The following is a 23,146-nucleotide window of genomic DNA, read 5'->3' as shown; positions in this document are numbered from 1 at the left end:
GAAATTTTATGGCAAGTGAAGCAAAAACTGTTCTTGAAAAACATCCTGATTACACAGCAAACATCGGATTTGAAATACATGTTCAGCTAAAAACAGAATCAAAAATATTTTGTAGTTGTCCCAATAAATTTGGGCAGCAACCTAACAAAAATATTTGTCCCGTCTGCTCTGGCAACCCGGGAACGCTTCCAATCTTAAATAAAAAGGTTGTTGATTTTGCAATAATGGCTGGACTTGCAACAAACTGCGCAATCACACGCAAAAATGAATTTTCAAGAAAACACTACACTTACCCTGATTTGCCAAAAAACTTTCAAATAACACAAGGTGAAGTCGCAATCTGCCAGGAAGGATTCATCGAGATCACACTCGAAGATGGTTCTAGCAAAAAAATTAGAATCAACAGAATTCATATGGAAGAAGATGCTGGCAAAAATATTCACGGCGAACATGGCGAAAGTTTTGTTGATTTAAACAGAGCAGGAACACCACTGCTTGAAATCGTAAGTTATCCTGATATATCAAGCGCATTCGAAGCCAAAGCATATTTGAGCGAAATCAAAAAAATCGTACAATACTTGGACGTGAGCGATGCAAATATGGAAGAAGGTTCTTTCCGCGCAGATACAAATATATCTGTAAGGAAAAAATCCCAAGAAAAACTTGGAACAAAAGTCGAACTCAAAAATATAAATTCATTTAGATTTATATCACAAGCAATCGATTACGAAATTGAACGTCAAGTCACAGCGCTTGAAGAAGGCGAACAAATTTATCAAGAAACTCGACTTTGGGATAACAAAAAACAAGTTTCTGCTGCTATGAGATCCAAAGAAGAAGCAAACGATTATCGATATTTTACAGAGCCAGATATACCACCAATAATGATCGATGAAGAGTGGATAAAACAAATCAAAAAAACACTTCCAGAACTTCCCCAAGAAAAATTTAACCGCTTCCAAAAAGAATATGATTTAAGCAGCTATGAAGCTGAGATTTTGATAGATCCGCTTGAACTTGCAAACTTCTTTGAAGAAACTGTCAAAATAAGCAATCATCCAAAACAGGTTTGTAACTGGATGCTCCGCGACCTACTTGCGTATCTCAAAAATAACAACCTTTCTCTTACACAAGCTAAAATCACTCCGACATTAATGGCAGAATTCGTATCAACAGTAGAAAAAGGAATAATAAACAGCAAGATCGCGCAAGACGTTTTTGCAGAGATGCTTGAAAGCGGAAAATCACCACTTACTATCATCAAAGAAAAAGGGTTAGAACAAATTTCATCACCGGAAGAGCTTGAAAGAATAGTTTTGGAAGTAATTGCTCAAAACAAAGACAATGTGGATAAATACAGAGCAGGAAACGATAAACTTTTTGCCTTTTTCGTCGGACAATCAATGAAAGCAACAAAAGGAAAAGGTAATCCACAGTTGATCAACGAGTTATTAAAGAAACATTTGTAAGATTTAGATTAATTCAATAAAAAAGGCTCCTAAAAATTTAGGAGCCTTTTTTATTTTGGTGCCGAAGGTCGGGGTCGAACCGACACGATATTGCTATCGCGGGATTTTGAGTCCCGTGCGTCTGCCAGTTCCGCCACTTCGGCAAATTTTTTGAAAAATTTCACATAAACGATATTAAACATTAATAAAATGGTCGTCAAGGCAAATTTTTAGATTTAAATCAAATCTGTAAGGCTAAAAATAGGCAAATAAACAGCAACAATTATTACCAAAATAATTAATCCAACAAACAAAATAAGCATTGGCTGCAAAAACGTGATACAAAAATCGATTTTCCGTTGCAGCTCTTGCTTAAAAAACAAAAGCAGTCTTTCAAGTGAATTTATTAAATTTCCACTTTTTTCGCCAATCAAAACAAATGATGCTACTTCAGGTGGAAACAGTTTAAAATCAATTTGACCAAAAGCTGCCGACAAAGAACCACCGTCTCTAATACTTCTTAAAATTAACGAAAACTTATTTTTCAAAAATGTGTTAAAAATAAATGATTCTACGGAAACATCTATCGCTTCTAATAAGTTTATTCCACAGCGAAGCATCACCAAAACAGATTCCAAAAATAAAACTAAGTTAAAAAGTAAAACCAAATCTCGAATAAAATATATTTTAAACAAAACTTTATCTTTAAATCGCTGGAAAGCGACATTCTTAAATAAAACAAATTTTAAAAACAAACAAAAAATAAGAATAAACAAAAGTAGATAAAAACCAAAATATCTAAAAAAATGACTAAATCGAAATATCACTTTGGTGAACACAGGAATCGGTTTATCCATATCCAAAAAGAATCTTTCGAACCGGGGTATAACAAAACTGAAAATAAAAGATATAACCAAAAGAGATAATACAACGATGAGACTAGGAAGAAATATTGCCTTTTTAACTTTATTTTTAATGTCAGCTCTATCAATCAAAAAAATATAAATTTGATTGCATGCAAGAGATAGATGCCCGGTTCGCTCTCCAATTGCGACTGATGAATAAACAAACTGAGGGAGATTTAATATTCGCTTTGAAAGAGAAGCTGAAAATGACGTTCCACTTTCAAGATCTTTAATAATTTTTTCAATCGAAACTTTTAGAAATTCATTTTTAGTTTTTTGAGTTTGAAGTTTAAGAGCGAAAATAAGATCTTGTCCCGAATCAAGCAAAAAAGAGATCGATGAAAAAAATGTAGCTAACTCGAAATCATCTATCTTTGCCGCATTACCCGTAAATTTAAAATTCCAAAGATACACAATCCGAAGTGAAATTATTTTTTGCGATTTCAAATAATCATCTAACAACTGTTCATTTGCAAGCGAAGATAATCCATATCGCTTACTTCCCAAACTATCAATCCCTACCCATAAATATCTAATCATAAATTTAGACTTCAAATCGACAATTGTTTTTCAATACCAATTGCTTTCATGAAATCATCCAGCGATATTTGCAAATTAATTTTTATTCTTTTACGTGGCGATGTTGCTCCAAATTGCATAGTAACCAATTCCTTCGGCACCTTTAGCGAGGAAGCAATAAAATCGACTAGCTCCGCATTGGCCTTTCCTTTTTCAGGCTGGCTTTTCAAATAACATTTTATTTGACCCGATTTATCCAAGATACACTTTTGTCGTCCTGATGATGGAATCACTTTAACATCAACAACTATGCTCATTTACCCCTCAAAAAAAATAAAAAATTATTTAAGCAAATCTACCAAAAATGATTTTTTGTACAAATACTGCTGCGACAGCCTATCTTCATCCTCAAGTATTTTATCAATAGCAAGTACACAAAATATTCCAACATCGGTTTTCAATGTTAAAAAATTAGAATCTTTTTGTTTTGCGACAGCATCTCGAAATTCTTTGAGCGATCCAACTTTTTGATTATTTACAAATTCTATAATATCGCCAGGTAAAATACTTCTTGCTCGTTGCAATTGTGAATCATGCAAAATATTTGTAACTATCAATTTCGAATTATATTGAACATCTACTCTACTAAACATATGAAAAAGAGGATTAAATTCTGCAAAAATTTCTACGTGATTTAAAGTCATTTCCATAACTACTAATCCGCCGAAAACTTCATACTCAACTTTTTCAAAATTAGGATAAACAAATCGAATCGGAACTTCGGCGCTTAATTCTAATTTAAATTTTATTATCTTTTTTTCGCCCCTGCGATAAAGAGTAAGAGTGATTTCATCGCCTACTTCATATCTATGAAGCAGATCAAGCATAGATATTTTATCTTCAGACCATGAAACAACAATCTCTCCAAATCTATCAACTTTAAACTCATTAAACTGATAAATCATATCCCCATCTATGATGCCAGCTTTTTCTAAAATAGAACCCGGAAATACTTTTGTAACAAAAAATCCACCTTCTTGCGGATTTTTAAAATATTCCACCATGTCAGAATTTGAATAAGAAAAAATTCCACCAAGATATGGTCTGCGCAAAACCTTTACTTTGCACAAATCTCGTATTGCTGATTTTATTTCATTAATAGGGATTATATATCCAACATTTTGCGCTTCAGTAACTCCTGCAAAATTAATTCCAATTACTTTTCCTTCATGATTGAGTGATGGCCCCCCAGAGTTTCCAGGATTAAGCGGAGCAGTAATTTGAATATATGAAAGCATTTGAATTTTTTCTCGGCCACTTACAATGCCCTGTGTACTTTTGAGACCTTCTTGGCCAAGTGGGTATCCAATCGCAAGTATTTCTTCACTGCGATGAATCTCATCAGAATCACCAAGCTCAAGATATGGAATATATCCTAAAAAATTTTTTACTTTTGCAAAATCTTCATCTTTTAGTTTCAAAAGCGCAACATCCATATCCGGGTAAACACCCACAACCTCAACATCTAATTGTTCTTTACCAAGAGATGGAATTTGAATTTGGATACTTACAGCTTCATCAACAACATGGAAATTGGTAAGAATATGACCTTTATTATTAATAAAAAAACCACTACCAAAAACTGCCGTTTGAGTAGGCGCCTTATACGGCTCTAACCAATTAAATTTTAATATTTGTGAAAAAATTTGAACAACTGTGTCTTTTGCCTTTTGCTGGACATCTAGCCAATTTTTAAATCGATAAAATTCACTACTATTTGCCATAACGATACAATTCTCCCTTTTGTATTTTTGAAATCAATTTTTTTTGTTACTTTTGTACAATCTATACAACTCTTTTATTAAATCAGTTTTTTCATATACGTATTCTCTTGCAAGCAAATCTTCTTCACTTAAAATTTTAGCAACCGACAAAACGACAAAATCGCCTTCTTCCGTTTTTACCGACAAATAACCATTCTTTGCACTTTCAAGCACAGCTTTTCTAAAATCTGAAATTGTTCGCACTTTTATACCATTTATCTCTTCAAGAAGTTCACCTTTTTCAATTGTGCGGGATTTTTGTGCTTGAGAATTTGGAATTATATGAGAAATTATCAATCGACTTTCATACTGATTATCACGTTGCAAATAATTTATTAAATAAGGATTATATTTGGATAATGGTTCAACATGATTCAGAGCAAGCTCCATTATCACCATGCCGCCAACAATTTCGAAATCTACTTTTTCAAATTCTGGATAAATGTATCTAATTGGAAGAGGCTTTGCACATTCAAGCTTAAAAGTTTTATTTATTTTTTCACCTTTTCGATACAAAACCAATTTTAGTTCATGTCCGATCGGCAAACGATTAATCAAATCAAATATTGAAACTTTTGCATCACTCCAATCAACTTTGATCTCACCAAACATATCAACTTTGTATCCATCGATTTCGTAAAGCAAATCCCCTTCACGCACATCATTTTCAGCAAACAAAGTTTTTTTGAAAACTTTAGAAATAAACCAACCACCATCGTTCGGATCATTCAAGAATTTAAGCATGTCCACGCTTGTATTTCCAAAAACAGCTCCCAAGAAGGGTTTATACTGTAATTTTGTTTTACGAAGTTCATCAATCACATTTTTGACATCATTGATAGGAATGATAAAACCAATATTTTGCGCATCAGAATAATAACTTGTACTTATTCCAATTACTTCACCCGCATTATTAAAAGAAGGGCCTCCAGAATTTCCTGGATTGATAGCAGCATCTATTTGAAAATAAGAATCTCCACCGAGAAATGGCTCATCGGACAAAAATTCTCTTCCACAAATTATACCTTTTGTTACTTTCAGCTTTTCTTGACCAAGCGGATATCCAAGATCGATGATATCAATAATACTTCGAATTTTATCAGAATCACCAAGCGGAAGAGATGGAATCTCTTTCAATTTACTAGAAATTAAATCAAATCCAGGTTGATCTAACTTCAAAAGAGCAATGTCCCTATCAGGATTTATACCGCCAACTTTTAAACGAAATCTTCTTTTGCTAAATGGTAATTGTATTTCTATAGCATCTTGCTGACGGCTAGCCTCTTCAATCACATGATAATTTGTAACGATGTATCCTTGCTTATCAATAAAAAATCCACTTCCATACGATTCATATGAAAGTGGTGCTTTAAATGGTTCTTCCCAATTAAATTCAGAAACTTGCACAATGATTTGAACAACACCATTAGCATATTTTTCACGAATTTTTTGCCACTCAAATTTAAAATTGTGAGATAATTCACTTTGAACTTCAACTTCTTGAGCAGAATTAAACAATGTCGACTTTGAATTTTGCACATCCTCAACATCTTGTTTTGGGAAATTTGCTACTACAAGTTTTACATGTGAGAACAAATCAAAATAACTAAATAAAAATAAACAAATTAACGTTAAATAAAATTTGGAAAAATCAAAGTTCATAAAAAGCCTCACCACAGAAAAAAATAAATTAACCCTATAAGTATAAAACAAAAAAAGTTTTACATACCTAAAACTTTTAATAAAAGACCGTTTTTAGCTAAAAATCTTACCCCGCCTACCCTTTTGACACACTTTGGACGATAAAGTAGTATTCAAAATAGTTAATTTTATGAGGAAATTTAAGTAAAAAATAAATTTTTATGCATAATTAACATCTTTTTCGGGGATTTTCGGACAAATTTGGGGGTTTACATATGAATCGCATTTTAAAAAACAGTATTATTTTTACCATTTTTATAACTTTTTTAGCACTTTTTGGTTGCGCTAAACAAAATAAAACGCAGCAAATCAAAAAACCAGAAATTCAATATCATAAAGAAATAGGTAAATTCAAAGTTACAGCAAAAAAATTAAGCTTGAACAAAGCAAACATTTTGACATCGAAAAAAATTATTAAAACTTATCAGCCTATAGAAATTCGAATCGAAAATAGCAGCGATAATACTTATTTGCTGTCTAACAAAAACATCGATTTAGAAATCGCATCACTAAAACAAGTTTCTAAAAAATTGCGTACTAATCTTTTCATGAGTTTATTGCTTCCTGGATTATCCATAAACTCCCCCAAATATTATGCCAATATGCTTCTTAGCGTTTTATCACTTCCTATTATGTTATTTGGACCGGCTGTTTATTACCCTTGGGCAATTGCATCTTCTAGCATATTAAATGTAGGATTAACTGGACGAGATAATCAAAAAACAAAAGATACTATAAAAATAAATGCAACAGATCTAAAAAATGGTGATCTTGAAATTAAGCCTAATAACGTTCTTTCAACAATCATTTTCGTTGAACACAAAAAATTTAAACCACAATTTGATTTAACACTCATAGATAAAAAAACAAAACAAACAACAATCTTTAATATTGATTTAACAGATCAAGCAGAATCAAAGAAGGACTCTAATGCTAAATAAATCAGTATTTAATTTACTTAAATTTACAATCCTAATTGCTATAACCATTTCTGCATTTGGTTGCGGTAAAAGAAAGTTTTTTATAATCAACACACCAACCAGCAAAACTGATTTTTGCCAAACACAAAAGAATGTCACATTAAATGTGAAAAAAATAGTTGCAGAGGATAACGCATTCTTTTCGCAAAGTGATATCTTAAGAAATTATCACCCTATAGAAATTAGAATCGACAATAACAGCAACAACATTTTTATACTCGCGCCAGAAAATATTTCCTTTAAACAAGCAAGCAAAGAAGAAATGATAAAATTTCTTGAAACCGTACCTTCCATCGTCGGCGCAACATCTTTTTCAATACCTTTTTTAGCAGCATGGGCATTTGGATCTCTTATATATGTTGCAAGTTTATTTTGCACATCATCCCCCGTGATCATTTTAGGATCAGCGCCTGTTACCATTTTTGGACCGCCTTTATTAGCTCTTGCTATAGGTCTTCCGCTAAGCATACATTTTGGCTCCAAGACAGGTAAAAAAATATACAGAAAACTTCATGAAGATTTATATCATTCGGTATTCCTAGATACTCCTTGTGAAATATTGCCAAATTTATTCTTACAAAAAGTTATATGCGCTTATCCAAAAGGTTTTAGCACGCAATTCAACCTATCATTGATAAATAAGCATGATAAAAATGAAACATTAAAATTTAATGTAAATTTGGAAAAATAATGAAAACGAAATTTGTAGCATGTCTAGCTTTGATTACACTCACTACATTTTTTGGATGCGGTAAACAAAAGACATTATTTTTAGAAAATGGAAAACAGTTTAATTATTCAGCTACCAAAGAAAATGTTGCATTGAATCTGCATGTAACCAAAAGCACGGACAAAACGCAAATTTCAAACAAAAACATTTTAGATAAATATCAACCATTGGAGCTAAAAATTGAAAACAATTCGGATGCAACCTTTGACCTTGAAGCTAAGAATATAAATCTTGAATTAGCTGTACCCAAAGACTTTGCTCCTAAGTCAAAAAATGGACTTCTAAAAATTTATAAAATCATAACAAACAGTGCAACTATCATGATCTGTATACTTTTGTGCATAGCCTCATTGTTTGCATACTTTATATTCTTCCACAAAACAATATTACTTTTAATACCACTCAGTTTGGTTTTTGTTATACCTTTAAACTTCTTTATTTTAGAAAAATTGAAAAAACCTAAAATAGATCCTAAATCTCCAATCCACTTTGTAATCTATCCAGAGTCTAAAATTGAAATATCACCCAAAACATCAGTGCAAAAAATCATTTTTGTGGACAAAGACAAGTTCAAAAATAGTTTTGAGATTTCTTTTAAAAATAGAGAAAATGATCAATTTTTAATATTTTTTATAGAAATCAAATAAGAGATAGATTATCGCTTAAAATAATTCCTATTTCTTTTCTTCTTCCGTTTCTTATTCCTTTTTATTTTATTTCTTGCTGCTCCCGCAGAGGGGCAGAAAGTATTTATTGCAAAATACTCTCTGCACTCTCAAATGCACCAAAAGAGCACTTTTGGATTTCCTACGCGCTAAACTCCTGCATCCAGTAAAACTGGACTGCAGTTCAAACAGGTAGCGCTAATTTGGAATCCTACATTCTTATGAAGACGTTTTTCTAAATTTTTCAACAATTCAAATTTAGAAAAATATCGGAATATACAATTTTAAAATGGCCGTAAGGCCTTAAAAATGTAAAATGCTGATCCAGCACTACCTGTTTGAGTCGGAGTACAACGTAGTTGTATCCCGGCGAGTTTAGTGCTGTAGAGATTTTAAAGAAACCTCTTTAATGTGTGATTGCAAAGGGTGCACACTCACCCTTTGCCGCCCTGCGCGTAGCAGCTAAAGATAAAATAAAATTAGAAAAACAAACTAAAAGCAGAATAATCATAAAAAATAAACAAAAGAATGAATGAATAAAAAAATCTAATTTTTTAACATCTCTTTTTTTTGCCCAATTTTTATTACAATGTTCTTATCTTTTTTCTAGATTCAAAAGAAAGGCAATATTGTGATCGATTTTATTTGCGGCAAAGTGATAAATGTTAAAGATTCTTCTATAACTGTACTCACAAATGGTATTGGATTAAATTTTCAGATTCCACAAACACATAACATCAAAGAAGGTGATAACGTCGAACTCCAAACATATTTTCACTGGAACAGCGATAATGGCCCTTCTCTTTTTGCTTTCGAAAAAGAATTAGATAAAACAACTTTTTTATTAATCATCGATTGTCATAAAATCGGACCCAAAATTGCGATCAATATTTTATCACAAATTCCTTCAGAAGATTTTTTGGAAGCTGTTTTGCAAAATGATGATAAAAGGTTAAGTAACTTAAATGGCATCGGTGCAAAAAAGTCAGAACAAATAATTATAGAATTAAAAAACAAAGTTACAAAATTGATCACAACTGGAAAAATTCAATTGCAAGATAAGCAATCAACTATGCATTGGCAAAATCTCAGCGATGCTCTTTTATCACTTGGATATTCGAAGCCAGAAGTTGGGAGTGCTTTTAAATTTTTGAGAGAGGCAAATTTGTCAGATTTATCGTTTGATCAGTTGCTACGCAAATCGCTTGGCTTTTTATCAAAAGGAATTTGAGAATCTGTTTTTACGCCTAACTTTTCTACCTTGTTATTTTCAAAACCGAGCTGAACAATTTTATCAACAAATTCCATTGGCTTGATTCCTAGTTCTGCTGCTTGATGGAAAATGCATGTTGCAGGTGTAGTTGCTGGCAATGTATTAATTTCCAAAATTATTACATGATCTTTTCCATCTTTGCTTTGTTTTGCATCTTGGTAGAAGCAATCTATTCGAGCATAACCTTTGCAGCCGATAGCTTTGTATGCAGAAGCCATAACTTCGCGTACTTTTTCGATAGCAACTTGCGGAATATTTGCAGGGGTTTGGTTTTCACCAGCACCAGGCAAAAATTTCTCTTCCATTGATAAAATATCACCAACAACAATTGGCTGACTAGGTACCAAGGCCATAGGCTCATCATTTCCAATCACACCACATGTAAGTTCAGTTGCAAAAACACACTGTTCAATCATTGCAATATTTTTTTCAGTCGACTCAAAATAATTATCTAAACTTTCAACTAATTGCTCAAAATTTTTCAACTTTTGAACATACACACTGCAACCATCATCATGAGGTTTTAGAATAACCGGAAAATCAAATTTACTTTGAAATTTGTTTTTCAATAAATTTTCTTTTTCATTTTTTGATTTTAGAGCAAGCCAATCTGATTTATGTAGCAAAAATGACTCCGGAACATCAAATCCGCTCTCGCGTAAAAAATTATTTGTCTTAAATTTATCCATGCAAAGAGAACTTGCAAAAACACCTGATCCATTGTACGGAAGATTTAACATTTCAAGGGCACCTTGCACTGCACCGTTTTCACCATTACCGCCATGAAGGCCTATGAAAACAAAATCTGCTATTTTTGGCAAATCTGCCCATTTTATTTGAATATCTTTAGTAACAAGTTCTGAAATTATCTTTGTAGAATTTTTTACAAGAAGCTGCTGTGAAAGCTTAAACAATTCCATATTGTCATTAACAAAAACTGGAATAACTTCATATTTATGAGGAGATAACTTATAACAAACGTTTCGACCAGACTCAAGCGCAGTTTCTCTTTCATTAGTATTACCACCAAGTAAAACAGCTACTTTAATTTTTGAAATATTTTCTGACATATTTTTATTCTCTCCGAAATTAGAAAGCAGTAAATTTTGTGAAATACCATACTCTTTCAATGATACTTTAATAAGATGATTAATAAGTTTTGTATGGCTCATACCAATCTCTGCTGCCTGATCAAAAAGGAATGTTGCTGGTCCTGTACCTGTGATTGTGTTAGCATCCAAAAGAACAACTCTGCCATCTTTTGTTAAAAATCCGTCAATTCGTGAAAGAGTAGAAAACCCTGAAATTTCACTTGCTTGCAAACAAATATCTTGGATTCTTTTAGTATCTTCTGCGCTGCATCTTGCAGGAGTTACTTTTATTGCAACACCTGGCATATACTTTTGTTTGTAATCAAAGAAGTGAGTATCTTTTTGTGGAACTATTTCTGTAATCGGAAGAGCCATCCAGCTCTTTTTGTTATTTGATTTTTTATGGAAATCTTTGACATCAAAATCTTTTGTTAAGGCAAAAGAATCTTCCTCATATTTTTCGATATGGATGCAAACAAACTCCATGCCTTCAAGTTTTTCTTCTACCAAAACGGTTTGAATACGCGAAGCATCACAACCTGCAGCATTTATTATTGCATTCCAAAGTTGCTCTTTTTTAAAAACAACATCAACACCCAAGCTAGAACCTTCGCTTACAGGTTTAACAACAACTGGAAGATTTATTTTAGAATCAGATAATTTTTGTAAAAGAATTTTTTCGCGCTCAGCTTCGGACAAGTTTATTAACTCTTTTATTTCTTGAGCTTTTAGCGAAAACTCTCTTGGAACATCTATGCCATGCAAAGCTAGAAGTTTACCTTGTTTTTCTTTGTCCATTGTAAGTGAACTTGTAAATAAACCTGATCCAAGATATGGGATTTGAAGAACTTCGAGCATTCCTTGAAGCGTGCCATCTTCTGCATACCGTCCATGAACAGATAAGTAAATAAAATCAACAAGTGATTTCAAATCATCCCAAGATATTTTTTTAGCTTCACTTTCAAGTCTTCCTGCAAAATCTGATGTTTTACCACGATGCAGAAATGACCATGGCAAAATATATAAATCACCATTTCGAGATTGATAAATTGGAATAGCTTCATAAATTGTAGAATCTATATGATCACAGATAGTTCTTGCGGAATTAAAAGAAACTTCATGTTCGATCGATCGACCGCCCATAAAAACACCAATTTTCAATTTTGACTTTAAAAAACTCATTTTATAACCCCAACCCTTTTAACATAAAATAGTCTAATTTTTTAAACATAAAATAAGCATAGCAAAATAGAGGAGTTTAACAAAATAAAAATTCACATTTGAGCGTATAAATCCGCCAGATTCTTTAGGTAATCCCCGCCTCCAAAAACAGAAGTTGCAACCCCTACTCTGTCCACTCCATTTTCAGAAAGAAATTTTATGTTATCCTTACCGATACCGCCATCCATGGATATTTTGAGTTTTAAGTTGTTTTTTCGTTTCAATTCGGCAATTTTTTGCACTTTATCCATAACCGATTTATCAAACTTTTGTCCCGAAAAACCAGGCTCGACAGACATGATTAATACCTGATCAAAGATATTTAAAATACCTAAAAATGAATCGATTTTTGTTTTTGGATTTATAGCCATTCCGATTTTGCACCCTATTTTTTTAGCTTTTGTGCAAATTTTGATAATTTCTTCATTATCTTTGCAGGCTTCTACGTGAAAAATTAAATAATCGATCGGTCGAAGTTTCAATTTGTCAATCCAACCTTGTGGATCATCAACCATCAAGTGAACATCCAGCGGAATTTTGGCGATTTTTACAAATTCTTGGATAAAGGCTGGCCCCCAGGTCAAATTTGGCACAAAATGATTATCCATGACATCGATGTGAAAACCATCACATTTGTCATTTAAACTATTGATAACTTTTTCTAAATTCAGCAGATCAGCCGATATCAATGACGGGAAAATCTCCATTTTTCTCTCCTATTTTTTAAATCTTTACTCCCACTCTTTCTCCAAATCTAATTTTTGTTTCATATCCTTCTTTTGAATGTTTTAAAAATCTTTCATCAATTTTTAATTGATCTTTTTTAAACATCATTGCAACGGTGGAGCCACCAAAAGCAAAATATCCTGCATCATCACCTTTTTTGTAATTTTTGTTTTCTTGATAGTTTTCAACAATTTTTCCAACACACATCGCCCCAACAGAAACAAATGCAACTTCTCCGAAAATGTCAGATTTTAAAATTGTTAGATGTCGTTCATTTTCTATAAGAGGCAAATATCCAGCTTTGTATGCAACGGGATTCACAGAATCATAAATTCCATTGATCACTTGCATATTTAAAATTTTGGCATCAAAAGGGAAATGAAAATGATGATAATCGTAAGGCGCCAAGCGGAAAACAAGAAGAGCTCCGCCTTCAAATTTATTTGCTAGTTCTTCGCTCTTGAAAAATTTAATCAAATCAAAATTTAAATTTTTAATTTCAAACTTCGTTTGCTTGGTAATGTTTTCAATAACAAAAAGTTTGGAATCAGCAGGAGAGATTAAAACATTAATAGTTTGATCTATTTGTCGTGATCCAGGCTTAAGGGTGCGTGTGAAAAATTCATTAAAAGTTTTAAATTCATCAATATTTTTTTCACACTCCGACATATCGATATTATATTTTGAAACAAAATTTTTTATTGATCTTTTACTAAATGAAGAATCATAGTAAATACCAGTAAGGAAACTAAACCAAGCTCGATTTAAAATAGCTCTAAAACATCTTCCTAGTTTTTTTTCATAAATAAATCGATTCATCATCCCGTTGTAGACATTCTCTTTGACAAGGTGTTCATTATCGTAAAAATAGTTTTTGGTCGGAAAAGAAATTAAATTTGTTTTTAAATTATTCATTGTTGCAAACATCAATAAAATAACTCTTATTTTCTTTTGAATCATAAATCTCAACATTGATTGTAGCTTTTATATTTTTTGATTTTAGTTCATTTAAAATAAATTCGTTTACAAAATAAAGATCCGTTTTGCTTTGCAAATCTATTTTTTCAATCATTTTTGGAATTTGTTTTAATAAATGATTTAACTCTTTTTGTAAAAACTGAGAAACCTCTTTTTCAAAAAACTTTGCTGTGATTTTTATAATTTTTTTAAAAATTTTCTTTTTCTTTTTATGTTTCTTGAAAACCGTCTCATTTTCGCCTAAACCTTTAAACTGCCAGTTTTGATAAAATCCAAACAAACAGTTCAAAGACAAAATATTAAACAAAATCAAAAAGAAAAACTTTTTCACTACTCTCCTTTTTCAAAAAATGAAAAAATTAATTTCTTATGTAACCTTCAGCTGGCCATCCTTGCGAAAAATCTAACTGCTCATCTTCTAACGGCATATTTTTTTCGCGGAAATAAATTAGATTTAATCGCACTCCGCTTTCACGAATTGTTTTGAGTAGACCTTCCATGAAATGCCATTTTTTGAAAATTGGCCAATTTAAAGATATTGGTGAACCATCAAAAGATACATAAACTTCCTGCCCTGACTGCGTTAAACTGACAGATTTTGCAACAACTTTTTTATCCATAAATTTATTTTGATATGCAAAACTAAGCCATGCATTCACAAGATTTTTCAAATTTTCAGCACTATCACTAGACCAAACTACAGATGACTCTTCAGAAAAAAACTTATCATTTTTCCAAAAATAAAGAGTATAATTTTGCTGCTTTGAAGTTAATGATTCTACGTCGAACTTGGACTCTTTAAAAAATTTTGGAAAATTAAAAAAGACTACAAGTCTATGTTGCTGAACTAAGTAATAAATAAAACCTAAAAGAAAACAAACCAAAATTATTGATTTAACAAGTTTTGATTTCAAAATTCCACCTTACTTAAAATATTATTTAACTCTTCTTGCGCTACCTTACCGCTCACTTCAACTCTGTAAGAATCGCTATCCATATGAAATGTAGAAAATTCCATAATCTGCGAATCTTCAAGCCCGGTAAATCTATGAAGCATATTAATCTTAATATGCTGAATATCTCCAGCTTCCATAATTTTTACAGTTTTTTCGCCTTCAAATTCAGTTTCCATCAAAACTTTACCACTCAAAATGTAGAATGTTTCATCTTTTACTTTGTGCATATGCATCGAGCAGCGAAAACCTTTTTTCAAAATCAATTTTTTACCACAATAGAGATCGTTATTTACAATCCACTCTTCATGGCCCCATTCTTTTTCTGCGAAGTTAACAAGTTGCATCTTTTGTTTTTGTCCTAGCGCATTGATTGTTTGCATTTATTTATTCCTTTAAAATTTACCTTGAAAAATATCTCTACCAGCTAAAAAATGCCAATGCATATGAAATACGCTTTGCCCACTCGCAGCCCCATTGTTTGAAATAATATTGAAAGCTTTTGGATCTTGCAGATCTGATGCAAGCTCTTTGATCATTTTGAACATTTCCCATGCGATTAATTGATCATCATTTGAAATCTCACCCATGTGAATAATATGTTTTTTGGGCAAAACAAGATAATGAACAGGTGCTTTAGGATGAATATCTTTGATAACTAAAATATGTTCATTTTCTTTTACTACTGTTGTCGGAATCTCTTTGCGAATTATTTTACAAAAAATACAGTTATTTTCCATACAAAATCCTTTTGATTAAATCTTTTAAAATCAAAGGAAAACATAACAAATTTTTGTTTTTCTTTCCAGGTCCAACCAAATAAAAAGAGGCGGAATAATTCCGCCTCTTTCAAAGATTTATCAAAAGTAACTTTTATTCATTAACCTTAAAAAGATTCGGCTGTTTCTTCATTTGCAAACCCGTTCTTTCTATAACTGCCATTTCTTCATCTTTTTGCTGTAGTGCTAACTGTCGTTCTTGCTCTAAAATATAATCAGGATCATCTATAAATAATTCTTTCGCTTCTTTCTCGAGTCTAGCCACTGTTTGTTGCATGACAGCAAAATCCCTGCAATCACTTAAAAGCAAGTGTGGTTGCGTAACCTCTTTAAATATAGCTGGCAAAGTAAAACGTAAATTTTCATTACGATTCGGATCACTCTGTAGATCTATCATTCCTTTAAAGTCTGCTCTAAATTTTGGGTAATCTGGAATTAAATCATATTTTGGTTTTAAAATAAAAGCATTTTGTTGTTTAAATTCGTATTTTAACACTATCCATAATCTTATTACCGCATCAATTGCTTCTGTCAATTTTCCATTCGCTAGGCTTACTTGTTTTCTTATTAATTCTATTGTTTCTAATCGGTCTACTTTATTTTTTTCTTTGTTTTGTCTCAATTTATAAAGATCTCCCCATATCGAACTACATATTTCCTCCATATCTTCTTTTATTTGTTGAAATGTACAAAGAGGTTCACTTGCGGGGTGGACTTTACATTCGCTCTTATGCATTGAAGAATTACTTCCACCTGCCTTCAAACTGCAGCCCGAAAACATTCCGCCTAATGTTAAAACTAAAATTGTCTTTTTAAACATAATAAATCCTTTTATTAAATTAGGAATAATGCTTTTAAAATCAAAGGAGAACATAGCAAATTTTTATTTTTCTTTCCACTTAACCAAAGTGAAAACAAAAAAAAGAGGCGGAAAATTTCCACCTCTAAAACTTCAGTCTTTTATTTTTTAAACTATAAGTTGTGAATTAATTTCAGTAATCATTCTTTCAGCTTGTGCTTTATATTTAGAACTGATTAAAACTTCATAAAATAACATATTTGCAAGTCTAACTTGTTCTTCTTTAGCTATTAAATACATATAAAAATAATCTTCTTTTTTTATTAGAAAATCGTATATTTGTTCTAGCTTATGAAAACTTTCATATAATAAAAAACTTTTCCCTTCTTCATCAAAATCCCCTGTCTTCAACTTTTCAATATACCTATTGGTACTACGTATAAATAAGTTAGCACCAAAGGTATGTCCAAAATTTTCACCACCACTCCTTATGCTATCACACAATGAATCTATAATTCCGCTGCGAGCAAGAGCATCGTCCAACCTCACGCTATTATCTTCACTTGAAACAGGATTTGCATCTTTACTACCTGATAATCCAGCATTTAAATTGCAACTTATAGCCATTCCGCCAAAAATTAAGATTAAAACTATCTTCTTAAACATAAATCCCTCATTATTTTAAATAAAAATCATTATTTTTAGATAATTGAATCAAGCATAAATACATCAATTTTTTTGTAAACTGGAAAACTGTTTTATACTTAATTTCGTATAAAAACAAATTTTTGAATATTTTAAAGCATACCAAAATAAAAGAGGCGGATATTTCCTCCGCCTCTTTTACTTAATTATCATCTAAATATAAAGCTTCTAATTCAGCTTCTAATCGCCTAAGCAACTCACCTAAAAAAGATTGATCCTCAATCTTCTCTATAGTTTCGAATATTTGTGATTTCAAATTGTCACATTCTAATTTTAATTTTAATTTTAGCGTTGGTTGGAGATTATCATCTTCTATGTTTTGCTTAAGATCTTCTATTTCTCCTGATATGTGCGCTCTAAGATTGTCTCTTCTCTGCATTATTTTTTTAATTTGGTTTTTGATAGTTTCTTTAGCCTCTTCTATTGATTCTTTGTTTCTTCTTTGAGTTATTTCATGTATTGTTTGTTCTAATATTTGTTCAATGCATTTAAACGTTTCATTATTTTTGGATATTCGTTTTTTTAGTTGAAAAATAAGAATGTTGTCAATCGTTTCAAACGCATAAAATTTAGGAAAACCTATCCTTTGAAGATTAAAATAATTGTAAACACCTGCTTCAAAAATATTTTGCATAGGAGTATCCATCTGAGGATTCATCTCTTCAGCAGGACTTTTTGCCGATTCAGCAAAAAGGCTCCTCAATAAACTAAGAAATCCTGCATTCACGTTGCAACTCACTACTCCGCCAAGCATCAAGGTCAAAACTATCTTCTTAAACATAAAATCCTAATTATTTTAATAAAAAATTCCTATTTCTAGTCAATTGAAACAAATATAAATACATTAAATTTTTTGTAAAATGGTACATTAGTTTATCCTTGATTTTCAGCAAAAAAATGAGGTTTCTACTCATTTCTTCAAATTTCACTAAAATTACACTTTTTGATAAAAACGCCTTCACCCAATTGCGATTTGTAAATATTAATTTAAAGTAAAAATACAGTATAAAAATAGAAAAATAGGAATTTTTATGAAAAAAATGTTTAAAAAATTTTTGATCGCAAATCTGCTATTAATTTTTTCCACAAATATCTTTTCTGAAAGATCGTGGCTCATTCAAACGCTTATGGATGTTCCAGCTTTTATGCATACAAAAATAGAACCTTCGACATTGCAATTCAAAGAACAAACATTTTTTCAAACACTTCGGAAACTTCCACAATATTTTAAACAAGCACCCAAATTAAACGAACGGCCACATCCTTTTGTAATAGAAAAAATGATTGAACAAAGATTATTTGAACACGATAAACAGTTATTTGAAAAACAAGTTGAAGAAGCATCTAAGAAATATTCTTCTTTTTTTGAAAAATGCACACCTGGTTTTAAAATGGCTTTGATAGAATATTTTGCATTTAAAGAATTAAATCTAAGCGAATGGCAAAAATTACATCCATTTTTTAGAAAATTTTTATCTACAGCAAATCCAGATTTAACACATTCACTTGAAGATTATCAATTTTTATCGTCAATAACAGAGAGAGAAAAAGATTACATTACAAGCGCAACAACTTTAGAAGAATTTCACAAAAAATGCTTCGACTGCGAAGAAAAACGTCTATATTTACATGCTTTGCTTGCTAATCACAAATTTCAACAAATGAGCTCTGAAGATGTCACAAAATTGTTGGATTCTACAACAGAAGGCGAAAAAGTCGCTGGAATCCATATCTGCACATCTGAATTTGAAAAAATAGAAAAAGAAGCTTTCAGTTTAGATGATATTCAAAAAATAAGTTTTTCTAAATTTGAAATAGATGACCAAAAAACTGTCTTAAATATTTTAGACATACTAAAAAATGAATTAATTGCTGAGGGATTAGACCCAAAACAATTTAGATGTAAAATCAATGAGAATCCAAAAAGTAGCGCGGGAATATTATCAACTAAAAGAATTATTCTATTACCGTTGAATCAAGACCCTAATATCCTAAAATTTTTAATAGGACATGAATTGCAACATTATAAAAATGCAACAATTGTTCCTCGAGTTTTAAATTTAAATAAAAAATTAAAACTCGCCTTTGCCAGATCAGAAGAAAAAAAATGTGATACTTTTTCAGCGCTTCACGAGGAAGAATATGCCAAAGGAGGAATTAATAGATTTAAACATGTAAGTTTGTTGCCTTGGTTTATTGTACAATTATTAGAAGAAGGTGAAGCATACACTCACCCAACTCTTCCTTCTAGAGTAAGATATTTAACCGATTTACAAATACAAATAAGAAAATATAAACAGTCGGGCAGGATTTTGCCATTGGATAAATTAAAAGAAATACGATCTTTAGAAGAATCTAAAAAATTAAAAGGTTTACGGTTCCTAGCAAAACAATCCTAAATAATTAATACAAACAAGACGAAAATCAGACTAAACTAGGTTCGTTAAAATAAAAAAAGGATTACTATGAAAAAGCTTGTAATTTTGGTCGATGAAAAAGACAAAGAAATTGGATTTGAAGAAAAGCTAGAAGCACATAAAAAAGGGTTGCTACACCGAGCAATTTCAGTTTTTATTTTCAATTCCAAAAATGAACTTTTACTTCAAAAACGAGCGTTTGATAAATATCACTGCGGCGGACTTTGGAGCAATAGTTGCTGCACACATCCCCATCCTCAAGAAACAAATTTAGAGGCTGCAAAAAGAAGATTAGTTGAAGAAATGGGAATAAAGACAGAGCTCAAAGAGATTTGCAATTTTACCTACAAAGTTCATTTCCCACAAAACAATCTCTTTGAACATGAGTTTGATCATTTATTTATAGGACATTACGATAAAGATCCAAAAATAAATCTATCTGAGGTTGCTGACTTCAAATGGATTTCAATCGAAACTCTTTTAAAAGAATTTCAAGAAAATCCAGGAAATTATACTCCTTGGTTTAAAATTATTTTTGCGGAAGTTTTAAAGAAGAGTTTTAAATAATTTTCAAATTATTCTCATATTCTTTCACTTGTTTCTTTTTATAAATTTATCTCTAGCTGCTCCCGCAGTGGGGCAAGGAGATTTTGACGCAAAAACCTCCTTGCATCCTCCGTGCGCCAAAAGAGACTTTTGGATTTCCTACAACGCTAAACTATCTGGATGCAACTACGTTGCACTGCGACAGTAGCGTTGCAATAATGAATCATTATTATTTTTCACTTTTCCACGAAAATAGAAATCTAAATGTAAAATACCTATCCAGCACTATAGGAATTACAATTTTAGATCCTGGATTCCCTTTTTCACGGGAATGACGAAAAAAATAACGAATATCCTTTTCGGATGCCATTCCTACGAAGATGGAAATCAAAATTGTGGTTCCCTATTGCAACGCTACTGTCGCAGTACAACGACCCGGCGAAGCCTGGGAGTTGTATCTAGACAGTTTAGCGTTGTAGAGATTCTAAAGAGAAAATCTCTTTAGTTTTTGGGGTCCAGGGGTACTAAAAATCTGGTACCCCTGGCGCTATGTGCGTAACATCTTTGACAAAATAAAATTGAAAGATAAACAGAAAGCAAATTAAAAATTAAGGTAAGAATATAAAAAAGGTAATTAGAATTAAGGAATATTGTGATAGAAGGAAATGATGACAAAACTCAATGAAAGAAGAATGTAGCTAGGGTTAAGGAAAAAAATTAATTTAATATGGCCCTAGCGTTTGTCTTTATCCCAAAAAAACTTTACCTTTATATTCCTAAATAAAAACTGATTAAAAATTAAGAAACAGTCACTTTTATGAAGAAAAAGATAAATAAAATACTAATAGCAAATCGATCCGAAATAGCCTCAAGAATTATCCAAACATGCAAATATTTGGAGATCAAAACTGTTGCCATTTATTCACCTGAGGATAAATTTGCATCGTTTGTTTATGACGCTACAGAATCTTATCCACTCACAAAAAGTGGAATCGGTGGATATTTAGATCAAGAAGAAATCATACAAATCGCAAAAATTAGTAATTGTGACGCTATCCATCCTGGATATGGATTTTTATCTGAAATGGCTGATTTCGCACAAAAAGTTATTGATTCCGGTTTAATTTGGATCGGGCCAACACCAAAACAAATAAACCTCATGGGCGATAAGATTCAAGCAAAAAACCTTATGCAACAAATTAATGTTCCAACGATTCCTGGTTTTGAAATCTCAGCAAACTGTGATATTGCAAATTTAAAATCCAAAGTTGCAGAAATCGGATATCCAATTTTGCTCAAAGCAGCACTTGGCGGTGGTGGTAAAGCTATGAGAAGAGTAAATAATGAATCAGAATTTGAATCGCATTTCAATGCGGTAAAGCGTGAAGCAGAATATCTTTTTAATTCATCAAGCATTTTCATCGAGAAATATATTGAAAACGGACGACATATCGAAGTGCAAATTGCAGGTGATCCTGAAAATATCATTCATCTTTTCGAGCGAGATTGTTCGATCCAACGTCGGCACCAAAAAGTTATAGAAGAAGCTACATCCACATTTGTTAGCCAAAATTGTTTAGAAAAAATCTATGAAACAGCAGTTATGGCAGCCAAATCAATAAATTATAAAAATTTAGGAACAGTAGAATTCATAGTCACGACAAGTGAACAATTTTATTTTCTTGAAATGAATACACGACTGCAAGTAGAACATCCTGTGAGCGAAGCGATTAGCGGAATAGATTTTGTCGCATTACAAATACATTTAGCAGAAGATAATAAATTACCATACAACCAAAATGAAATTCAAAAACATGGACACTCTATTGAGTGTAGAATTTTAGCAGAAGATACAAATAACAATTTTGCACCTTCAACAGGAACAATTGCGCTTTTAAATTTGCCAAAATCAAACTTTGTAAGAATTGATCACAATTTACAAGAAGGAATGGAAATAACAGGATCGTTTGACTCCATGCTTGCAAAAGTAATCACAAGTGGAAGAGATCGCAATGAAACAAAACTCAAAATGCTGCAAGCGCTCGATAAGTTAAAAATTGAAGGTATAGACACAAACATAGAGTTTTTAAAATCAATCTTAAAATCTAAAGAGTTTGATAAAGGTAAAATTTTTACCAATTCACTGAACAATGAAAATTTTGTTTCTACACTTTTAGAAAATAATAAAATTGAATCAACCGACAAAAACATTTCAAATGAAGAATTAGCATTAATTGCAGCAGCGTTAATACCACACAAACAAACGCATCATGAAAATAAAAATGTTTCTAAAACGCAAAGCAACTGGAAGAACTCATCATGGAAATAAAAAATTTCTCAATTAAATCTCAAAATAATTCTTCTAACTATCAAGTAGAGCTAAAAACTCTAGCAGGTAACAAATCTTTAATAACGTTAAAAAATAAATCTACTAATAAATCATTTGAAGTTACATTTTTAAAATTTGAAGAAAATAATCAAACAATTTTCTTTGAAATAAATCAAAAACTTTTCAAAGCAAGAGTTGTAAAAAACAATAAAACAAATCAATATTTAATTCATTTGTTAAATGGTAATCAAACAAAGCAAACAACTTTCCAAATAAGCAGTCTTTATAACCCTTCTTCACAAGTTTTCGAAAACAAAAAAGAATCTATCCGCAAAAATGAGCTTCGCGCTCCACTCTCAGGACGAATAATCAAATGCCTTGTAAAGCGGGGTGAAAAAGTAAGTAAAAACCAAAGCTTGGTAATCATAGAATCGATGAAAATCGAAAATGAAATACGATGCGATAATGATGCAATTATCAAAACTATTTCAATTTGTGAGGGAGATTTGGTAAAAAAGGATCAAGTTCTCATCTCTTTTGAAACTTAAAGCTTAAAAT

23 protein-coding genes and 1 tRNA gene are annotated in these 23,146 nt (G+C 31.5%); 9 read left to right on the top strand and 15 right to left on the bottom strand.

Going from position 1 to position 23,146, the window contains the following annotated elements:
- Positions 1-8 precede the first annotated feature (8 nt).
- The gene (locus tag DEA20_00215) at positions 9-1,469 is read left to right on the top strand and encodes an Asp-tRNA(Asn)/Glu-tRNA(Gln) amidotransferase GatCAB subunit B (GenBank protein HBS47617.1); all 1,461 of its coding nucleotides are present in this window, start codon (positions 9-11) and stop codon (positions 1,467-1,469) included.
- 56 nt (positions 1,470-1,525) lie between these two features.
- Here the strand turns inward: DEA20_00215 and DEA20_00210 are convergent.
- From DEA20_00210 to DEA20_00190, 5 genes are all read right to left on the bottom strand, one after another.
- A tRNA-Leu gene (locus tag DEA20_00210) sits at positions 1,526-1,612 on the bottom strand.
- A 72-nt stretch (positions 1,613-1,684) separates the two neighbouring features.
- Positions 1,685-2,893 carry a hypothetical protein gene (locus tag DEA20_00205; protein ID HBS47616.1) on the bottom strand — a complete coding sequence of 403 codons (1,209 nt, stop codon included), beginning with the start codon at positions 2,891-2,893 and terminating at the stop codon, positions 1,685-1,687.
- A gap of 11 nt (positions 2,894-2,904) precedes the next feature.
- Entirely contained in the window at positions 2,905-3,189 is a 285-nt protein-coding gene (locus DEA20_00200) for a hypothetical protein (protein HBS47615.1), read from the bottom strand.
- Positions 3,190-3,213: 24 nt separating this feature from the next.
- Entirely contained in the window at positions 3,214-4,656 is a 1,443-nt protein-coding gene (locus DEA20_00195; GenBank protein ID HBS47614.1) for a hypothetical protein, read from the bottom strand.
- 33 nt (positions 4,657-4,689) lie between these two features.
- Complete coding sequence (locus tag DEA20_00190; protein ID HBS47613.1) at positions 4,690-6,357, bottom strand: hypothetical protein; 1,668 nt, start codon at positions 6,355-6,357, stop codon at positions 4,690-4,692.
- Between the two features lie 254 nt (positions 6,358-6,611).
- Between DEA20_00190 and DEA20_00185 the strand changes: the two genes are divergently transcribed.
- The 4 genes from DEA20_00185 to DEA20_00170 all read left to right on the top strand — a co-directional run bounded on the left by DEA20_00185 (position 6,612) and on the right by DEA20_00170 (position 10,002).
- A complete protein-coding gene (locus DEA20_00185; protein HBS47612.1) occupies positions 6,612-7,337 on the top strand; it encodes a hypothetical protein in 726 nt (241 codons plus the stop codon).
- Positions 7,327-8,067 (top strand): hypothetical protein, encoded by a 741-nt coding sequence (locus DEA20_00180; GenBank protein ID HBS47611.1) that lies wholly within the window; start codon positions 7,327-7,329, stop codon positions 8,065-8,067. The genes DEA20_00185 and DEA20_00180 overlap by 11 nt, the downstream gene beginning before the upstream one ends.
- The gene (locus DEA20_00175) at positions 8,067-8,753 is read left to right on the top strand and encodes a hypothetical protein (protein HBS47610.1); all 687 of its coding nucleotides are present in this window, start codon (positions 8,067-8,069) and stop codon (positions 8,751-8,753) included. The genes DEA20_00180 and DEA20_00175 overlap by 1 nt, the downstream gene beginning before the upstream one ends.
- Before the next feature lie 649 nt (positions 8,754-9,402).
- Positions 9,403-10,002 carry a hypothetical protein gene (locus DEA20_00170; GenBank protein ID HBS47609.1) on the top strand — a complete coding sequence of 200 codons (600 nt, stop codon included), beginning with the start codon at positions 9,403-9,405 and terminating at the stop codon, positions 10,000-10,002.
- Here the strand turns inward: DEA20_00170 and DEA20_00165 are convergent.
- From DEA20_00165 to DEA20_00120, 10 genes are all read right to left on the bottom strand, one after another.
- Positions 9,957-12,317, bottom strand: coding sequence for a hypothetical protein (locus DEA20_00165; protein ID HBS47608.1), 2,361 nt, complete (start codon positions 12,315-12,317; stop codon positions 9,957-9,959). The two genes, DEA20_00170 and DEA20_00165, sit on opposite strands and share 46 nt — an antisense overlap.
- A 92-nt stretch (positions 12,318-12,409) precedes the next feature.
- Positions 12,410-13,063 carry a ribulose-phosphate 3-epimerase gene (locus tag DEA20_00160; GenBank protein HBS47607.1) on the bottom strand — a complete coding sequence of 218 codons (654 nt, stop codon included), beginning with the start codon at positions 13,061-13,063 and terminating at the stop codon, positions 12,410-12,412.
- Between the two features lie 16 nt (positions 13,064-13,079).
- Positions 13,080-14,054, bottom strand: coding sequence for a phosphatidylserine decarboxylase (gene psd / locus DEA20_00155; GenBank protein ID HBS47606.1), 975 nt, complete (start codon positions 14,052-14,054; stop codon positions 13,080-13,082).
- Positions 13,990-14,391 (bottom strand): hypothetical protein, encoded by a 402-nt coding sequence (locus tag DEA20_00150; GenBank protein ID HBS47605.1) that lies wholly within the window; start codon positions 14,389-14,391, stop codon positions 13,990-13,992. Before DEA20_00150 ends, psd begins: the two co-directional genes overlap by 65 nt.
- A gap of 28 nt (positions 14,392-14,419) precedes the next feature.
- A complete protein-coding gene (locus tag DEA20_00145; protein HBS47604.1) occupies positions 14,420-14,974 on the bottom strand; it encodes a hypothetical protein in 555 nt (184 codons plus the stop codon).
- Entirely contained in the window at positions 14,971-15,360 is a 390-nt protein-coding gene (locus DEA20_00140) for a cupin domain-containing protein (GenBank protein HBS47603.1), read from the bottom strand. The genes DEA20_00145 and DEA20_00140 overlap by 4 nt, the downstream gene beginning before the upstream one ends.
- A gap of 48 nt (positions 15,361-15,408) precedes the next feature.
- Complete coding sequence (locus DEA20_00135; protein ID HBS47602.1) at positions 15,409-15,753, bottom strand: histidine triad nucleotide-binding protein; 345 nt, start codon at positions 15,751-15,753, stop codon at positions 15,409-15,411.
- Between the two features lie 133 nt (positions 15,754-15,886).
- On the bottom strand, positions 15,887-16,612 hold the full coding sequence (locus tag DEA20_00130; protein HBS47601.1) for a hypothetical protein: 726 nt from the start codon (positions 16,610-16,612) through the stop codon (positions 15,887-15,889).
- Positions 16,613-16,759: 147 nt separating this feature from the next.
- Complete coding sequence (locus DEA20_00125; GenBank protein ID HBS47600.1) at positions 16,760-17,257, bottom strand: hypothetical protein; 498 nt, start codon at positions 17,255-17,257, stop codon at positions 16,760-16,762.
- A 181-nt stretch (positions 17,258-17,438) separates the two neighbouring features.
- Positions 17,439-18,077 (bottom strand): hypothetical protein, encoded by a 639-nt coding sequence (locus tag DEA20_00120; protein ID HBS47599.1) that lies wholly within the window; start codon positions 18,075-18,077, stop codon positions 17,439-17,441.
- Positions 18,078-18,327: 250 nt separating this feature from the next.
- On the opposite strand from DEA20_00120, the gene DEA20_00115 reads away from it, so the two are divergent.
- From DEA20_00115 to DEA20_00100, 4 genes are all read left to right on the top strand, one after another.
- Positions 18,328-19,695 carry a hypothetical protein gene (locus tag DEA20_00115; GenBank protein ID HBS47598.1) on the top strand — a complete coding sequence of 456 codons (1,368 nt, stop codon included), beginning with the start codon at positions 18,328-18,330 and terminating at the stop codon, positions 19,693-19,695.
- Between the two features lie 66 nt (positions 19,696-19,761).
- Positions 19,762-20,280, top strand: a complete 519-nt coding sequence (locus DEA20_00110; GenBank protein ID HBS47597.1) for an isopentenyl-diphosphate delta-isomerase — start codon at positions 19,762-19,764, stop codon at positions 20,278-20,280.
- Between the two features lie 808 nt (positions 20,281-21,088).
- Positions 21,089-22,588: an acetyl-CoA carboxylase biotin carboxylase subunit gene (locus tag DEA20_00105; GenBank protein ID HBS47596.1), complete on the top strand. Its 1,500-nt coding sequence runs from the start codon at positions 21,089-21,091 to the stop codon at positions 22,586-22,588.
- Entirely contained in the window at positions 22,579-23,136 is a 558-nt protein-coding gene (locus tag DEA20_00100) for a hypothetical protein (GenBank protein HBS47595.1), read from the top strand. The genes DEA20_00105 and DEA20_00100 overlap by 10 nt, the downstream gene beginning before the upstream one ends.
- Positions 23,137-23,146 lie beyond the last annotated feature (10 nt).

It is taken from the genome of Candidatus Dependentiae bacterium (genome assembly GCA_003511165.1).
In the GTDB taxonomy this organism is placed as follows: Bacteria; Babelota; Babeliae; order Babelales; family UBA12411; genus UBA12411.
This window is presented reverse-complemented; position numbering and strand designations above follow the sequence as displayed.